This window comes from Frigoribacterium sp. AC759 (assembly GCF_979256015.1).
Map to the genome: position 1 here is coordinate 40,663 of NZ_CEEDMT010000003.1, position 15,707 is coordinate 56,369.

Here is a 15,707-nt window from a genome sequence, read left to right on the forward strand (position 1 = left end):
CCAGCGCGGGAGTGCCCCTGAGGTCCGAGCGCCTGATCGCTCTGATATTCTCGGGTCGGATGCTGGTCCAGACGTCATGTGTTGTGCAGCGATCATAACCTCGACCGTCGTCGGGTCGCGACCCATAAGTTCGGTGAAAGGCGACGCATGATCTCCGTCGATGTCGTCGTCGTGAACTGGAACGGCTCGGCCGTCCTGGGCGACTGCCTCCGGTCCCTGCTGGTCTCGGCCGACCGCTCGAGCCGCGCCGTGACGATCACGGTCGTCGACAACGGCTCGGTCGACGACTCCGTGGTGCTCGCCCGCGCTGTCGCTCCGTCGGCGGCGATCGTGCGTTCGCAGGTCAATCTCGGCTTCGCGGGCGGCGTGGCGCTCGGGATCGACTCCACGACCGGCGAGGCGATCGTCCTCGTGAACAACGACGCCACGGTCGACCCCGACTTCATCGAGCGGATCGTCGACGCCCTCGACCGCGGCGGTCCGCGGCGCGGCGCCGTGACCGGGCACATCGTGCTCGCCGGAAGCGAGGACGACCGCGGCGTGCCGCTCGTCAACTCCACGGGCTCCGAGGTCGGGCCCACCGGCAACGGGCGCGACCGGGGCTACCTCGAGAGGGACGACGCGCCTCCTGCACCTCCTGAGGTGTTCGGCTTCTGCGGCGGCGCCGCCGCCCTCCGTCGGAGTGCTCTCGACGAGGTCGGGAACTTCGACCCCACGCTGTTCCTGTATTACGAGGACACCGAGTTGAGCTGGCGCCTGCGACGACACGGATACGACGTCGGCTACGCCCATGACGCGGTCGTGACGCATCGACACGCCTTCAGCAGCGGGCTCGACAGCCCCGTCTTCACGTTCTACAACACGCGCAACCGGCTGATCGTCGCCACCCGCCACGCTCCGGCCCGGGTCGCCTCCGCAGCCTGGGCGTCCGCCCTGGTGAGGATGGCCCGTCTCGCGACGAGCCCTGCGGGACGGCGCACGCTGGGGCCGGTCGCTCGAGGCACGCTCGGCGCGCTACGGGCGCTCCCCCGCGATCTGGCGACGCGCCGACGACTGCGTCGTACGACGACGCTGACCTCCGCCGAGATCCGCGCGCTGATCACACGCTGACGGAGACGCCGGAGCATCACTGCGAGCGCATGAACTCCTCGTACTCGGCGGAGACGGGCTTGGCCTCGCCGACCCTGACGAGCTTGCCGCGGTCGAGCCAGGCGACGTGATCGCACATGTTGCGGATGTTGGCCATCGAGTGGGTGACGAGGATGACCGTGCGACCACCGTCGCGGAGCTCTTCGAACTTCTTCGCGCTCTTGCGCTGGAAGGCCGAGTCGCCGACCGCGAGCACCTCGTCGACGACGAGGATGTCGGGACGGACGGTGATCGCGATCGAGAACCCGAGCCGGACGTACATGCCCGACGAGTAGTTCTTGACCGGCTGGTCGATGAAGTCGCCCACCTCGGAGAAGTCGATGATCTCGTCGAGCCGTGCGGAGATCTGCTTGCGGCTCAGCCCGAGGATCGACCCGTTGAGGTAGATGTTCTCGCGCCCCGACAGCTCCGGGTGGAAGCCGCTGCCGACCTCGAGCATCGCGGCGAGACGCCCCGTCGAGGAGATCGTGCCGCGGTCGGGGTAGAGGATCTTCGCCAGGGTCTTGAGCAGCGTGGACTTGCCCGAGCCGTTGCGACCGATCAAGCCGAAGGTCGACCCCTGGGGGACGGTGAAGCTGACGTCGCGCACTGCCCAGAAGTCCTCATGGACGGAACGACCCCGCATGGCGACGGACTTGAGCGAGCGGTTGCTCTCTTTGAACAGGCGGAACTTCTTCGAGACGTGGTCGACGACCACTGCGGGTTCGGTCACAGCATTTCCGCCAGCTTCTTCTCGTTGGCCTTGAAGACCAGGATTCCCACGACCGCGAACACGATGGTCCAGGCGAGGCACCAGAGCGTGTCGCTCATGTCGGGCAGACGGTTGTCGTACAGCAGCTGCCGGAAGACGCTGATGAAGCGTTCCAGCGGGTTCAGCTCGTAGATCTGGAGCAGCGTGATGTCGCCGACGATCGGCCCGAAGTTGGCGGACCGGTCGGCGACGTAGCTCACCGGGTAGACGACGGGGCTCAGGTACATCAGCAGTCGGAGCGCGATGCCGATGATGTGCTGCATGTCCTGGAAGTAGACGTTGACCACGGCGAGGATGAGCCCGATGCCCGTCGACATGATCACCAGCAGCACCATGAAGACGACGACGAGGGGCAGGAACGGCAGCACGAAGGCGCCGGCCACCAGGACGGCCGCGGCGAGGATCAGCATCTCGATCGACCAGTTGAACGCCGCCGAGAACGAGGCGGCGAGCACGAGGTTCGTCCGCGGGAAGTAGACCTTCTTCACGAGAGCCGTGTTGGCCCAGATGGCGCCCATGCCGCCGTTCACCGCGTTCTGGAAGAACTGGAAGGGCAGCAGCCCGCAGAGCAGCCAGAGCGCGAAGACGTCGAGTCCGCTGGGATCACCGGGGCCCGGGTCGCTTCGGAAGATGATGCCGAAGACGATCGTGTAGACGAGCATGGAGGCGAGCGGGTTGAGAAGCGACCAGAGCTGTCCGAGAACAGTGCGCTTGTATCGTCCCGTGATCTCTCTCATGGTGAGATTCAGCAGGAGTTCCCGGGACGCCCAGAGTTCTCGGAAGTACGTCATGCAACAGCTTTCTGCCAGGTGGCGACAGAGACTCGTCGCCGATGCTCCTGGTCTAGACTCGAAAGATCGACACGTCATCATACTCGAACGCCTCTCGGCACTCGACCAGCACACCGAGGGTCCTCCTCGATGCGACGTCGATGCCCGATTCGCTCGGCGGCGTCGGCCGTTACATCGTCTCGCTCGTCCGTGAGGTCGCGTCGCGGGGCGTCGTCGAGCTGATCGTCGTCGTCAGCCCCGGGGCGGAGGCCGAGCTGGTCCGTGCGGCCCCGGGTGCGCGCATCGTCGCGGCACCCGCCCTCACATCGTCGACCCTCGGTCGCTTCGTCTGGGAGCAGACGGGCCTCCCCCGCCTGGCCGACAGACTGGGCGCCGACGTCATCCACTCGCCGCACTACACGATGCCTCTGGCCACACGTCGGGCCCGCGTCGTCACATTGCACGACGCGACGTTCTTCAGCTCACCCGAGTGGCACATCCCGTCGAAGGCGCGGTTCTTCCGAGCATGGACACGACTGACGGCGCGTCTCGCCGACACGGTCGTGACACCCAGTCGGGCCACCGCCGAGGGGGTGCGCGAGGCCCTGGGGCGCCCGCTCCGCCGTGTCGTCGTCGCTCCTCTCGGAGTCGACGGGGGGATCTTCCATCCCCCCACCGCCGCCGACCGCCAGGCCCTGGCCGACGCCGTGCCCGACCTCCCTGCGACCTGGATCGCCTTCCTCGGGACACTCGAGCCCCGCAAGAACACGGCGGCGCTGATCCGCGCGGCGAGACGGGTCGCCCGAGAGCGCCGGGCCGCCGGTCTGAGCGCGCCCGCCCTGCTGCTGGCGGGCGCACCGGGGTGGGATGCCACGGTCGACGACGCGGTACGCGACGCGGGGGACGATCTCGACGTGCGCCTCCTCGGCTACCTGCCCCTCGAAGCCCTCGCCGCGTTCCTCGGCGACGCCGACTGCGTGGCCTACCCCAGCCTCGGCGAGGGCTTCGGTCTGCCGGTGCTCGAGGCGATGTCGTGCGCCGCGGTGGTCGTGACCACGACGCGCCTGTCGCTGCCCGAGGTGGGCGGCGACTGCGTCCTGTACAGCGACGTCGACGACGCGTCGCTCGCCGCTACACTCGTCACGGCCCTGTCCCCCGCGAGCGACGACCTGCGCCCTCGTGCCCGAGAGCGTGCCGAGACCTTCGACTGGGCGTCCTGCGCCGAAGCCCACGAGCGCGCCTGGACGGGTGCGGCGACGAGAGGACACCGATGAGCCCCGACGGACGCATCCTCATCGTCACGGTCACCTACGACTCGGGCGGGCATCTCGAGAAGTTCCTGGCCTCCGTGCCCGAGGCCACGACGCGGGCGTACACGGTCGTCGTCGTCGACAACGGCTCGTCCGACGGCGCCCCCCGCGCCGCGGCCCTCGCCGACCCCGACCTCTCGTTGCTCGAGCTCGACGAGAACGTCGGCTACGGCAGCGCCATCAACGCCGCTGCGCGGGATCTCGACGCCGACGTCGACTGGATCCTGATCGCGAACCCGGACACCGAGCTGGCACCCGGCTCGGTGGACGCACTCGTCGAGGAGGGCGTGCGGGACGCCCGCATCGGCGCGCTCGGCCCGGCGATCACCGACGAGGCGGGCGTGCCCTACCCGTCGGCCCGGCGGTTCCCCTCGATCGTCTCGGGAACAGGCCACGCGCTCTTCGCCCGCATCTGGAAGAACAACCCCTGGAGCACCGCCTACCTGATGGCGGGGGTCGAGGGCGGCTCGCGCGACGTCGACTGGCTGAGCGGCGCGTGCCTGCTCGTCCGCCGCGAGGCGTACGTCGACGTCTCGGGCTTCGACGAGGGCTACTTCATGTACTTCGAAGACGTCGACCTCTCGCTCCGGCTCCACCGGGCGGGCTGGCTCAGGCGCTTCGTCCCGTCGGCCTCGATCGTCCACGTCGGCGCGCACTCGACGTCGGGTCGGCGGGCGGCCATGGTCAAGGCGCATCACGTCTCGGCCGGGCGGTTCGTCGACACCCTCTATCCCGGTCCTCTCGCCGCCCCGCTCCGGCTCGTGGTCCACGTCGGCCTGCGTGTGCGGGCGGCGCTGCTCGCGAGACACGGGGCCCCCTGACCCGACGGGCTGCACGACGACCCCTGGGTAAGATCGAGTCGACGTCGCGGCCCTCGACATTCACAGACGGAGCAATCATCAACGAACGCACGAGCCCCCTACCCGCTCTTCGAGACCGTGCCACCGCCGGTCTGCGGAGTCTCGCCCAGACGCCCAAGGCGGCCCCCGTCCGGCGCGAGCTCTGGGCGAGACGCATCGCCCGGGCCGGCGTCGTGGATCGCCGCTACTACGAGATCCAGACGGGGCAGACGTTCTCGTCCGACGAGGCGGCGGCGCGTCATCTGATGAGCCGGACACGCGGTGAGGACTTCTCTCTCAACCCCCTGTTCGAGCCCGAATGGCTGCTGGCTGGGCTGTCGACTCCGGCGGAGAAGCTCGGCGTCGCGTACCTCCTCGACGATGCGGCGGGCACCTCCTGCGGGCCCGTCGACGACCGCTTCCCCGTCGGGGCGGAGGGGCCGCTGTCGCAGCTCCGCTCGCTCCAGACCGACGACTCCACCGCGGCGATCCGCGCCGCCGTCGTCGAGAACGCGCGCCGTTTCGCCGAAGAGCGCGCCTGGCTCGCACCGGTCGGCGCCAAGCGCTCGACCGCCACCGATCCGGCCATCGCCGGTCCGCGCGCCGTGACGGTCGTCATCCCGACCTCCCTCGAGGCCTCCGACCTGACCGAGCGTCTGAGCGACCTCGCGGCCCAGACGCACGGCGACTGGAAGGCCGTGGTCGTCGGCGACGTCGACTCCGCCCGCGACGTCGTCGCCGGGTCGGGTCTCGCCGTCGACCGCTTCACGTTCGTGGCCGCCGACGGCGACCCGAGCCGCATCCTCGCGGCCGCCCTGGCGCAGGTGGCCTCGGGCCCCGTCGCCTTCCTGGTCGCGGGGTCCCGCTGGGCTCCGAGTGTGCTGCTCGACGGGGTCACCCGCTGCAGCGGAACGTCGTTCGCCTGGTTCTCGGCCGGCGTCTCCGAGCACAACTCCGATCTCGTCGCCTGGAGTGCCAACGACCTCGGTCCCGTCGCCCTCCGCGAACGCGGCATAGACACCTCTCTGGCCGCCGTCGTCGTCGAGGCCGAGCTCGTCGCCGAGATCGGCGGCATGGACACCGACCTGGGAGGCGCGGAGGACTTCGATCTCCTCATCCGCCTGCTCTCGTCGGGCCGCGGCGTGCGCGCCGGGCGCGGTGTCCGACACACCTTCCCCGAGCGACCGGTGAGGCCGCGTTCCACCGCAGACCCCCGGGTCTGGGAGAAGGTCGTCGTCAGCAAGCATCTGATCGACTGGGAAGCCCTAGAGGTCGGACTCCCGAAGCGGGTCGCCGGGCGCATCTCCGTCTGCATGCCCACCTACGAGGACTGGTCGATGACCCGCCGCGCGGTCGCCGCGGTGCTCGACTCGTCGCCCGACGGCGACGTCGAGGTGGTCATCGTCGACAACGGCTCGCGTCGCTCCGTGTCGTCGATCCTGACGGCCCTCTACGAGGACGAAGACCGGGTGCGCGTCGTCCGCTCGCCCCGCAACCACAACTTCTCGACGGGCTCCAACCTGGCCTTCGCGCAGAGCTCGGGCGAGTTCGCGATCTTCCTCAACAACGACACCGTGGTCGCACCCGGGTCGTTGGCTGCGCTGCGCGATCGACTCAGCGAGGCGCCCGATGTCGTCGGCGTGCAGCCGCTCCTCCTCTATCCCGATGGCACCGTGCAGACCGCCGGCACCTTCTTCAACGGCGAGCGCATCATGCCGTGGCACTTCCTGGCGAGCCACCCGCGCAGCGATGCGTACGCCGCCGGGGTGCGACGGTTCTCCGCCGTCACGGCCGCAGCGCTGATGATGCGCGCGTCGGACGTGGTCCAGCTGCGCGGGTTCGATCCGGAGTTCCAGAACGGTCTCGAGGACGTCGACCTGTGCCTGCGCGGCAACCTGCTCCGCGACGATGCCCACTTCGAGACGGTCCTCGAGTCGACCGTCTTCCACCACGAGTCCAAGAGCGTCGGCCGGATGAACTCCAGCGTGCTGAACCGCGGTCTGTTCGACCTGCGGTGGCGTGGGCGCTATCCCGCATCGGACCTCCCCCGCTACACCGCCGCCGGTCTCCAGGCGCTGCACACCACCGCCGGCACCCCCCAGGCCTTCCGCCTGCTGCGGACCAGCCACCCCGTCGTGGTGCGCCCGCCCCGCATGGTCCCCGACGGGCCGTCGGCTGGCCGTCCGAGCCTCCGCTGGGCCATCAAGGTCGACAGCGTGTTCGACGAGACCACCTGGGGAGTCGAGTCCACCGACCCGCTCGTCGACGAGATCCGCAGCGTGCTGCAGCAGCACGGACAGGAGGTCGTCGTCGACCAGCGCGGCACGCATTACCGCACCTCGGACTACCTCGACGATGCGACCGTGACCATCCAGGGCTCGGTCGCCGTCTCGCCGCAGCCCGGCGCGACGAGCTTCCTCTGGACGGTCGGCGACCCCGTCCGGATCTCGCCCGACGAAGCGCACTCCTACGACCTCGTCGTGGCGGACGGCGACGTCAGCCGGACCGCAGCGGTCCCCGCGACGCAGTCCGTGCTGACCCGGACGGGCTCGGTCGCCGACGACGTCACGGTGATGCTCGACAAGGCCATCGAGATCGTCTCGAGCCGCAGAGGCCCCGTCGCCTGATGACCGCCGACGACAAGACCACGAGAACCGGGAGCGCCGACGTGACGCTGGCTTTGACCATGATGGTGCGCGACGAGGCGGACATCATCGAGACGATGCTCGAGTTCCACCTCGCCCAGGGCGTCGACGAGATCCTCGTCACCGACAACGGGTCGGCCGACGGCACGACGGAGATCCTCGAGGAGTACGCGGCCGCGGGGCGCATCCGGCTGTTCCACGAACCGGTCCAGAAGAAGCAGCAGGGTCAGCTGGTCACCAACATGGCACGCCGCGCCCACACGGAGTTCGGGGCGGACTGGGTCATCAACGCCGACGCCGACGAGTTCCTGCGTCCCGTCGACCCCTCGAAGACGCTGCGCGACGTCTTCCGTGAGATGCCGACCTCGCTCGGGGCCTTCACCGCGCCGGTGGTCAACCTCGTCGGCCCTCCGGCGTGGTCGGGCTCGGGCGTCGGCCGTCTCGTCTGGCGCGACGGCCGCTCCGAAGAGCAGCTGCGCCTCGGCGGAGTCCACGCCCAGCCGACCCCGAACGCGATCCACGTCGGAGACGCGGGTGTCATCGTCAAGCAGGGCAACCACCACGTGTCGATCCCCTCGACCGGCCAGCCGCCGGCCGGTCTCGAGCTCGAGGTGCTGCACCTGCCGTGGCGCTCGTGGCGCCAGTTCGAGCACAAGGTCGAGATCGCGGGTCGCGCGTACCGCGACAACCCGAGACTGAAGCCGAGCCCTCGTCACCACGGCATGCGCGACTACGCACGGCTCCAGCAGGACCGACTCCTGCCGATCTACCTGCTCCGCCAACCTGATCCCGCCGACCTGCTGCCGGGCGCCGACCACGGCCCCTTCCGGTTCGACGATTCCCTCGCCCGATCACTCGAGCTCCTCCCCGCCCCTCGTCACGAGCTGGCTACGGCGCCCGAGAGCCTCATGGAGGCCGAGTTCGTCGCCGAGCAGCGTGAGCTGGCGCAGACGTACATGCTCGTCGAGGCCGACGGTGCCGCGGTCCTCGAGCTCGCCGAGGAGATGTGGGCCGAAGAGCGCCGTCAGCTCGTCGCCGAGATCGACCGTCGCGATCGCGAACTCGAGGGATTCCGCAACCGCCGCATCGTCAAGGCCGCCGAGCAGCTGAACCGGCTCCGCCGTCGGTAGGCCCTGAAGAAGGTGCCGCGCACCTCCTTCAGGGTCCGCCCGATGGCCGGGACGTCGGCGGGACGATCAGGATCGGTGACGCACGACGTCCGTCATGAGGCGCCGTGCTCGGGCGTCGAAGGAGTGCTCGGCACCGATTCGGCGGGCGTTCGCCTGGATCTCCGAGTCGGGGGCCCATGCCTGATCGTCGCTCAGGAGTCTGCGGAGGTCGTCCGGGCTCGAGTACGCCTGCACGGACGGACCGAAGACGTCCGTGATGCCGGCGATGTCGTCCGACACGATGCGCGCCCCCGCGCTGGCCGCGTCGAACAGCCGGTTCGAGAAGAAGCCGAAGTCCCGCATGTCGGCCCAGTGGTCGTTCAGCACGATGCGGGCACCCCGGTAGTGACCCGGCAGGTCGTCGTTCGAGACGAACTCCCCCGCCACCGAGTCGGCGTCGACGAACTCCGCCCACCCCTCGCCGTAGAGGGTGAGGTCCGCGCCGGCCTGGAGGGCGTCTCGCACGATGGGGCGGAAGACGAGACGCGTCTTGCCGATGAACAGGACGTCGGACGCGACGTCGGATGCCTGCGCCCCGGCCGCGAACCGGTTCGGATCCGTGGCCTGCAGCAGCGTCTCGACGGGCAGACCCGTCGATGCGGTCGTCCTCTCAGCCCAGGCGGCGCCGGCCGAGTACCTCAGATCGAACAGCGACAGCTCGTCTCGTGAGACGAGTTCGGGGTGGCTGATGACCCAGAGGATGTTCGTCCGGGCCGACGAGGGCGTGGTGACGTCCAGCCCTCGGAGCGTCAGGCTGACGTCGTCCAGGTGCTCGGACCAGGGGCGGCTGTGCGCCTGCCGGTGATCGATGACCACCCGCTGGCCCAGACGACGGAGGGCGTTGGCGAGGTCGCGTGCGAAGAAGAGGTCTCCCCAGTCGTCGCCCCGCGCACCGGGGTGGGCCGCGATCTTGATCGACCAGCGGAGACGCGGGAGACCGTCGACACCGTCGAAGGCCGGATCGACTCGACCGCCCCCGACGACCGGGCGGGCCGGCCTGACGAGATGACGGACCGGCACCCGGGCTCCCGCGACGGCATCGAGGGAGAGCCCCGCCTGACCCAGGGCCGACGAGTCCGCGGGGATGTCGCTCCATGCCGCGACGAGCTCGGCCGCGGGCGCGTCGAGCCTGCGCAGCGCGGCACCGGACACCCGGTACACACGACCGACGGGCGTCGACGTCACGCCTCGGCCGCCGGACAGCCCCGCGTCGCGGGTCAGGGCGGTGATCGCGAGGACCTCGTCCGATGTCTCGGGCAGTCGCTCGGGCAGATCGACGAGGTCGGTGACGAAGACCGGCTGCGCGGCGCCGAAGACCTCGGCCGCCCCCATGATCTCGGCGTCTTCGTAGGGATGCCCCTCGAGGAGGTCCGCGGGGGCCAGCGAGCGATGCGGACGGAACGCCCCGGCCGACAGGACGACGTCGTCGGTCCCCCGCACGACGGGGGTCGTGACGCCGCCGTCATGCAGCCCGACCAGTCGGACGATGACCGACGAGTCGATCTCGACGGCCGCGTCGAGCACGAGCACACGCGAGAAGGCGGCCCTGCTCGCACCGGCGGCGAAGGCCGAGGTCCAATCGTCGTGGAGGTCGGCGAGGGAGGCGCGCGCGGGCGCCGCCGTCGGCAGAGCGGTCGCCGCCGGGAGGCCCGCACCCTGATAGGCCGCGACGATCACCTCGTGCTCCGCGGAGATCTGCGGCAGGGCGGCGTCGAGCTCGGCGAGGCGGTGGGGCACGAAGGCGCCCTGGTCGTGCCGGACGGTGAGGACCACGGTCACGCCCGGTCGACCGGGCCCTGAGCGAGTGATGTCACGCACCCGTGTCGCCACCAGCGAGGGGGCCTGAACGGTCGGCGGATCGAGACGCCGTGCCACGGCGGCGAGCACCGATCGGGGGTTCCTGGCCACCGAGCGGAGGCGGTTCGTGAGGTGACCGAGGCCCGAATCTGGCGTTTCTCTCATTGTTCGAGCCTACTGGGGCATCCCCCGAGGTCGGCCTGCACCCTTGCCGTAAGATCGTCGTCGTCGCCGTCGTGGCGGATGGAAGGCAGGACAAGGTGCAACCCGAGAACACTCACCGCCCAGCAGCCGAAGCCGGCACCGCCACCGGACTCGGCACCGACGAGCAGGACGTCGTCGAGCTGGCGGCCGAGATCGCCGAGGTCGCAGGCCGGGCGGGCGACGTCCCCAAGCCCGAACTGGATCGCCTCCTCCGCCACACCTGGTGGACACCCACCATGCGCGCGCTCACCGAGGGGACCCTGACCCGCAGCGCGACATCGGGCGAGACGCTCGCCGGCCCGCTCGCCGCCGTACTGGGCGCGCGTCCCGAGGTCGTCGCCGGCCTCGAGCCGAAGCAGCGACGCATCTACCAGCTCCTGTCGGCCGATCGATCCGACCTCGCGTCGATGCTCCCCGACGTGCCCGGGGGCACCTACCTCAAGGGCCGCCGGATCGGGGCGGACGACCTCCAGCGAGGCTTCGACCTGGCACAGCAGATCGTCCGCAGCTCGGCCCCCGAACGACTCGTCACGACCATCTACGAGGCGCACCTGCTGCGTCACCTGATCGCCGTCGTCGATTCGGCGGACGACGCGGAGTTCGCCGAGCTCGCCGCCATCACGGGTCGCTTCGCGGACCGTCTGCGTCCGTACGTGCTGCACGCCGACTTCTGGCCCTGGGCAGGCTCCCTGACCGCGGCACTGGCGCACTCGGTCGAGGCGGCCCGGGCGGTGGTGCGCCTCGGCGAGACCGGTCGTTTCTCGCTGGTGCAAGAACGACGGGGCAAGTTCCTCATCGTTCCGGAGGCCGCGTACGAATCGACCCCGGCCGTCTCGACGGTCTTCCTCAACCGCAGCACGCTGGTCGAGAACGTGGTGCAGTCGTCACCCGGGCAGGCCGACGGCGTCCCCGTGCCCCGGGCCGTCATCACCCGTCCCGGCAACTACGACGTCTTCGCCCGGCTCGACGTCCCCGGTGTCCTGGACCTCCCGTTGACCCTCGGCGCGGACAACAGCGAGCAGGCCGCTCGTGTGACGGTCCGCCCGTCGGGCGCCTTCCTGTCGCTGAAGACCAGCCCTCGACGCCGACGGAACCGCTCGGCGCGACCCAAGACGGGACGCCCCGTCCAGGCGTGAGCGGCGGTCCGAGACCGAGCCGCCTCACGACGACGGTAGACCACCCAGGCCGCCGACCGCCTCCCACCATCCGTCGTCGACCCTGAAGACCCGCTCCTCCTCGACGTGGCTGCGGGCCTGCTGGGCGTGACGTCGGCGTCCGTGCGGGTCGTCGGACAGAGCATCGGCGGCCTCGCGCCACTCGTCGGGGTCGTTACCGACCAGGACCGCTCCGTGCGGGCCCGCCTCGTCGTACGCCGTGCCCTGCGATGCGATGGTGGGGATGCCGAGCGCCGAGTACTCGAGGAACTTCAGGTCGCTCTTCCCACGGTTGAAGCCGTTCGACACGAGCGGGGCCAGGCCCACGCTCCATCGTGCAGAGGACGCACGGAGAAGACGCACGTACTCGGGATACGGCATCGGGGTCGATGCGAGATGCGAGAGCGAGTACCACGAGGCGGTCTCCGGGGTGACGCCCACGACCTCGAGACGGCGCTGCGCCGACGGCACGCGACGGAGGAGCTCGAGGTCGTCGCCGTGCGTGTGACTGCCCGAGTACAGGTACCACGATCCGCGCACGTCGTCCCGGTCGAGGGCCGTCACCGCCGACTCGCCCCGGGGATGCCCGCCCGGGTCGGCCGGCACCCCGCCGAACCAGAGCTCGGGGTCGAGTGCGTTCCGGACGACGGCGACGGCTCCCGTGGAGTCCGGCCGCCGCATGGCGAGCACCGCCGTGCTCGCCAGCGTGATGTCGGCCGCCGTCGAAGCGATGTCGAAGGCCGCCAGTCGCGCAGGCGAGTAGTCCTGACCGAGGAGGCGCGCTCGGGACTCGTCCGACCAGAAGTCGTCGTCGACGTCATGCACCATCCGGATCCCGCGTCGGGAGATCTCGCCGACCGCGGCGGTGGCGAGCACGCTGTCCAGCAGGGCGTCGCGCTGGACGATCACGGCGTCGACCCCGTCGAGGTGCCGCCCCGCCGCCAGCGCCTCAGGCGTGACGAAGCTGAAGTCCGCCAGGCCGAGACGTCCGGCCCAGCGTGCCCGCAGGACCACACGAACGAACGCCGACCCGGGGTGCCTGCCGTCCGCGCCGTGGACGACCAGGGCGACCTTCGGTCGCACGATCGACCCCACGGCGGTGCTCAGCCCAGCAGGTTGCTCAGGTAGACCCCGTAGCCGCTCTTGGCCAAGGGCGATGCGAGCTCGCGGAGATCGTCGTCGGAGATCCAGCCGTTCCGCCAGGCGATCTCCTCGATGCAGCCGATCTTGTGGCCCTGACGGTCTTCGATGACCCGGACGTACTCGGAGGCCTGCATCATCGAGCCGAAGGTGCCGGTGTCGAGCCAGGCGGTGCCGCGATCGAGGACCTGCACCTGGAGGCGCCCCTCACGGAGGTAGCGCTCGTTGACCGTGCTGATCTCGAGCTCACCGCGAGCGCTGGGCTCGATGGTCTTCGCGATGGCGACGACGCTGTTGTCGTAGAAGTACAGACCGGGGACGGCGTAGTTGCTCTTCGGCGCGACGGGCTTCTCCTCGATGGACGTCGCACGGAACGAGTCGTCGAAGGCGACGACTCCGTATGCGGTCGGATCGGCCACGTGGTAAGCGAAGATGGTGGCTCCGTCGACCGTGGCGTTCTTCGAGAGGCTCGAGCCGAGACCCACCCCGTGGAAGATGTTGTCGCCGAGGACGAGGGCGACGCTGTCGTCGCCGATGAACTCCTCACCGATGATGAACGCCTGGGCGAGACCGTCGGGTGACGGCTGCACGGCGTACTCGATGCGCATGCCGAGGTGCGAACCGTCTCCGAGGAGCGCACGGAACTGATCGTTGTACTCGGGGGTCGTGATCACGAGCACCTCGTTGATGCCCGCCATCATCAGCGTCGACAGGGGGTAGTAGACCATCGGCTTGTCGTAGATGGGCATGAGCTGCTTCGAGATGCCCTTGGTGATGGGCCAGAGGCGGGTGCCGGACCCGCCGGCGAGGATGATGCCCTTCATGACCGGTTCTCCTTCGAATCGAGGGTGGCGTAGAACTCGCGCATGGCGTCGTAGGTGGGGAGCAGACCCTGCGCGGCGGCCTCGTCGAGACCAGGAGCGTCGGTGTCCTTCGGCGACAGGAGGGGTTCGCCCGCCTCGTCGGGGAAGATCAGACCGATGCGCTCGTCCAGCGGGTTGATGCCGTGCTCGCGGGCGGCGTTGAAGGTGTCGGTCACCAGATAGCTGACCGTCGCGTCGTCCGTCAGAGCGACGAAGGCGTGCCCGAGGCCCTCGGCCAGGTAGATGGCCCGGCGGTCCACGCCGTCGAGGAGGACGGAGTCCCATTCGCCGAAGGTCGGCGATCCGACCCGGATGTCGATGACGAAGTCGAGGACGGCACCGTGGGTCGCCGTGACGTACTTGGCCTGACCGACCGGCACGTCGGCGAAGTGGATGCCGCGGACCACACCCCGCTTCGAGACCGAGGTGTTGGCCTGCCGGAGGTCGATGGAGTGCCCGACGGCCTCGGACAACCGGTCGAACCGGTACCACTCGAGGAAGACTCCCCGGTCGTCACCGAACTGCTTCGGTGTGATCTCGTAGCTGTCTGGGATCTTCAGTTCGCGAATCTGCACCCGGCGAGCCTAGCAAGGGCCTCCGCCGAGGCGGGGAGGACGAGCCCTCGACTCAGCCGCGCGTCCAGTCGGCGTTCTTCTTGACCGCGGCCCGCGGGATACCGAGGCCGTTCAGCACTTCGTAGAAGGCCACGGCGTTGAGGTTGCGGGCGGGGATGCCGACGGCGACGAGGTTGTTCATCTGAGAAGCGGAGGCGATGTGCCGGAGCGAACGGGTGTCGACCACGCAGGTGTACCCCCTGCCCACGCCGGAGAGCGAGTCGGTGCATCGGAGGAGCAGCATGTGGGGATCCTTCTGGGCTCGGGGATTCGGTGTGGAACGGGTCCCCGGGGAGGGGACCGCCGTCAGGGGCGCCAGTAGTCGGCGTCGACCCGGATGGCCTTGCGGGGTATGGAGAGACCGTTGGTGATCTCGTAGAAGGCCTTGCGCGTGACCTCGAAGTAGGGGACGCCTGCGACGCGCAGGGCGTTGATCCGGGTGATGACGGGGACGTGCCGGAGGCTCCGGACGCCGACGACGGCGGTGTAGATCGACGCGACCTCGGTGAGCGGCTCGACGGCTCGGAGGATCATCATCCCGGCGTCGGCAGGCGTCATCGCACCGCCACCGGTGGTCGCCGCGTAGGTGGCCACGTAGTCGAAGTGCCACGGCTCGGGCTGGGAGAAGGCGTTGCCCGTGGGCTTCCAGCCGTACGACATCGAGTTGGCGTCCATCCACCGCTTCGCCGCGGACCCGGCCGTCTGAACACCCGCACCGAAGTCGCAGGCGATCCCCCAGCCGTGGTTCGACGTGCCGGGGTAGGCCGCCAGGTTGCCCGTTCCGTTCTGGTACTTGTTCCAGTAGTCGGTCTGACGCGCGAAGCTGCGGTATCCCTCGGTGATGAGCAGGGATGTGCCGATGGCCTGGGCGAAGGCGAGGCTCATCTTGAAGTACTGCCGGGCGGCGTCGTCGCGGAGGAACCCCGACCCGGCGACGTCGGAGACGACCCGGGTCAGCGCACCGGCGGGGATCTTGCCGTTCGAGTGCCCGCCCCAGGCCGACAGCGCCGCGAGCGCCTGGGCGTCCGCGACGGTCTCGACGGAGCCAGAGGTCTCGCCCAGACTGACCGCCGCCGATGCGCGGTCCGACTCGCCGGCGAGCACGGCCGCCGTGCCGAGGGTCGTCGCGGCCGCGGCGTAGGCCAGCACCCGTCGGCGCCCGAGAGAGGAAGCAGACCGCGTGGGGTCGTCTGGAGAGCAGACCATTGGTCAAACCTCTCATGCGGGAAGTGGATCGTCCACCCCCCTATCGGGCATCGGCAGAAAGGGGGACACGAGCGGCCTCCGGTAGCATCGACCGAC

Annotated in this window: 14 protein-coding genes; 6 read left to right on the forward strand and 8 right to left on the reverse strand. The window is 69.8% G+C overall.

Going from position 1 to position 15,707, the window contains the following annotated elements; all coding sequences use genetic code 11:
- Window positions 1-147 precede the first annotated feature (147 nt).
- Window positions 148-1,110 carry a glycosyltransferase family 2 protein gene (locus ACZ6JE_RS04655; protein WP_320476880.1) on the forward strand — a complete coding sequence of 321 codons (963 nt, stop codon included), beginning with the start codon at window positions 148-150 and terminating at the stop codon, window positions 1,108-1,110.
- Window positions 1,111-1,126: 16 nt separating this feature from the next.
- Here the strand turns inward: ACZ6JE_RS04655 and ACZ6JE_RS04660 are convergent, their stop codons facing one another.
- Both ACZ6JE_RS04660 and ACZ6JE_RS04665 read right to left on the reverse strand, forming a co-directional pair.
- Window positions 1,127-1,861 carry an ABC transporter ATP-binding protein gene (locus ACZ6JE_RS04660; RefSeq protein WP_243213575.1) on the reverse strand — a complete coding sequence of 245 codons (735 nt, stop codon included), beginning with the start codon at window positions 1,859-1,861 and terminating at the stop codon, window positions 1,127-1,129.
- On the reverse strand, window positions 1,858-2,691 hold the full coding sequence (locus ACZ6JE_RS04665) for an ABC transporter permease (RefSeq protein WP_192058505.1): 834 nt from the start codon (window positions 2,689-2,691) through the stop codon (window positions 1,858-1,860). The genes ACZ6JE_RS04660 and ACZ6JE_RS04665 overlap by 4 nt, the downstream gene beginning before the upstream one ends.
- A gap of 140 nt (window positions 2,692-2,831) precedes the next feature.
- On the opposite strand from ACZ6JE_RS04665, the gene ACZ6JE_RS04670 reads away from it, so the two are divergent.
- The 4 genes from ACZ6JE_RS04670 (at window position 2,832) to ACZ6JE_RS04685 (ending at window position 8,594) form a co-directional block, all read left to right on the forward strand.
- Complete coding sequence (locus ACZ6JE_RS04670) at window positions 2,832-3,944, forward strand: glycosyltransferase family 4 protein (RefSeq protein WP_464318322.1); 1,113 nt, start codon at window positions 2,832-2,834, stop codon at window positions 3,942-3,944.
- Complete coding sequence (locus ACZ6JE_RS04675) at window positions 3,941-4,801, forward strand: glycosyltransferase family 2 protein (RefSeq protein ID WP_464318323.1); 861 nt, start codon at window positions 3,941-3,943, stop codon at window positions 4,799-4,801. Before ACZ6JE_RS04670 ends, ACZ6JE_RS04675 begins: the two co-directional genes overlap by 4 nt.
- A 212-nt stretch (window positions 4,802-5,013) precedes the next feature.
- Entirely contained in the window at window positions 5,014-7,446 is a 2,433-nt protein-coding gene (locus tag ACZ6JE_RS04680) for a glycosyltransferase (protein ID WP_192058512.1), read from the forward strand.
- A complete protein-coding gene (locus ACZ6JE_RS04685; RefSeq protein WP_464318324.1) occupies window positions 7,446-8,594 on the forward strand; it encodes a glycosyltransferase family 2 protein in 1,149 nt (382 codons plus the stop codon). The genes ACZ6JE_RS04680 and ACZ6JE_RS04685 overlap by 1 nt, the downstream gene beginning before the upstream one ends.
- 66 nt (window positions 8,595-8,660) lie before the next feature.
- Here ACZ6JE_RS04685 and ACZ6JE_RS04690 read toward each other — a convergent pair whose 3' ends face one another.
- Window positions 8,661-10,595: a glycosyltransferase family protein gene (locus ACZ6JE_RS04690; protein ID WP_464318325.1), complete on the reverse strand. Its 1,935-nt coding sequence runs from the start codon at window positions 10,593-10,595 to the stop codon at window positions 8,661-8,663.
- Between the two features lie 95 nt (window positions 10,596-10,690).
- On the opposite strand from ACZ6JE_RS04690, the gene ACZ6JE_RS04695 reads away from it, so the two are divergent.
- Window positions 10,691-11,770: a hypothetical protein gene (locus tag ACZ6JE_RS04695; RefSeq protein ID WP_192058519.1), complete on the forward strand. Its 1,080-nt coding sequence runs from the start codon at window positions 10,691-10,693 to the stop codon at window positions 11,768-11,770.
- A 24-nt stretch (window positions 11,771-11,794) separates the two neighbouring features.
- Here the strand turns inward: ACZ6JE_RS04695 and ACZ6JE_RS04700 are convergent, their stop codons facing one another.
- From ACZ6JE_RS04700 to ACZ6JE_RS04720, 5 genes are all read right to left on the reverse strand, one after another.
- A complete protein-coding gene (locus ACZ6JE_RS04700; protein ID WP_464318326.1) occupies window positions 11,795-12,871 on the reverse strand; it encodes a glycosyltransferase family protein in 1,077 nt (358 codons plus the stop codon).
- 20 nt (window positions 12,872-12,891) lie between these two features.
- Entirely contained in the window at window positions 12,892-13,752 is an 861-nt protein-coding gene (gene rfbA / locus ACZ6JE_RS04705; RefSeq protein WP_192058523.1) for a glucose-1-phosphate thymidylyltransferase RfbA, read from the reverse strand.
- Window positions 13,749-14,366: a dTDP-4-dehydrorhamnose 3,5-epimerase family protein gene (locus ACZ6JE_RS04710; RefSeq protein WP_464318327.1), complete on the reverse strand. Its 618-nt coding sequence runs from the start codon at window positions 14,364-14,366 to the stop codon at window positions 13,749-13,751. The genes rfbA and ACZ6JE_RS04710 overlap by 4 nt, the downstream gene beginning before the upstream one ends.
- A 52-nt stretch (window positions 14,367-14,418) precedes the next feature.
- Window positions 14,419-14,649, reverse strand: coding sequence for a hypothetical protein (locus tag ACZ6JE_RS04715; RefSeq protein ID WP_192058527.1), 231 nt, complete (start codon window positions 14,647-14,649; stop codon window positions 14,419-14,421).
- Between the two features lie 62 nt (window positions 14,650-14,711).
- Complete coding sequence (locus tag ACZ6JE_RS04720; RefSeq protein ID WP_464318328.1) at window positions 14,712-15,611, reverse strand: M15 family metallopeptidase; 900 nt, start codon at window positions 15,609-15,611, stop codon at window positions 14,712-14,714.
- Window positions 15,612-15,707 lie beyond the last annotated feature (96 nt).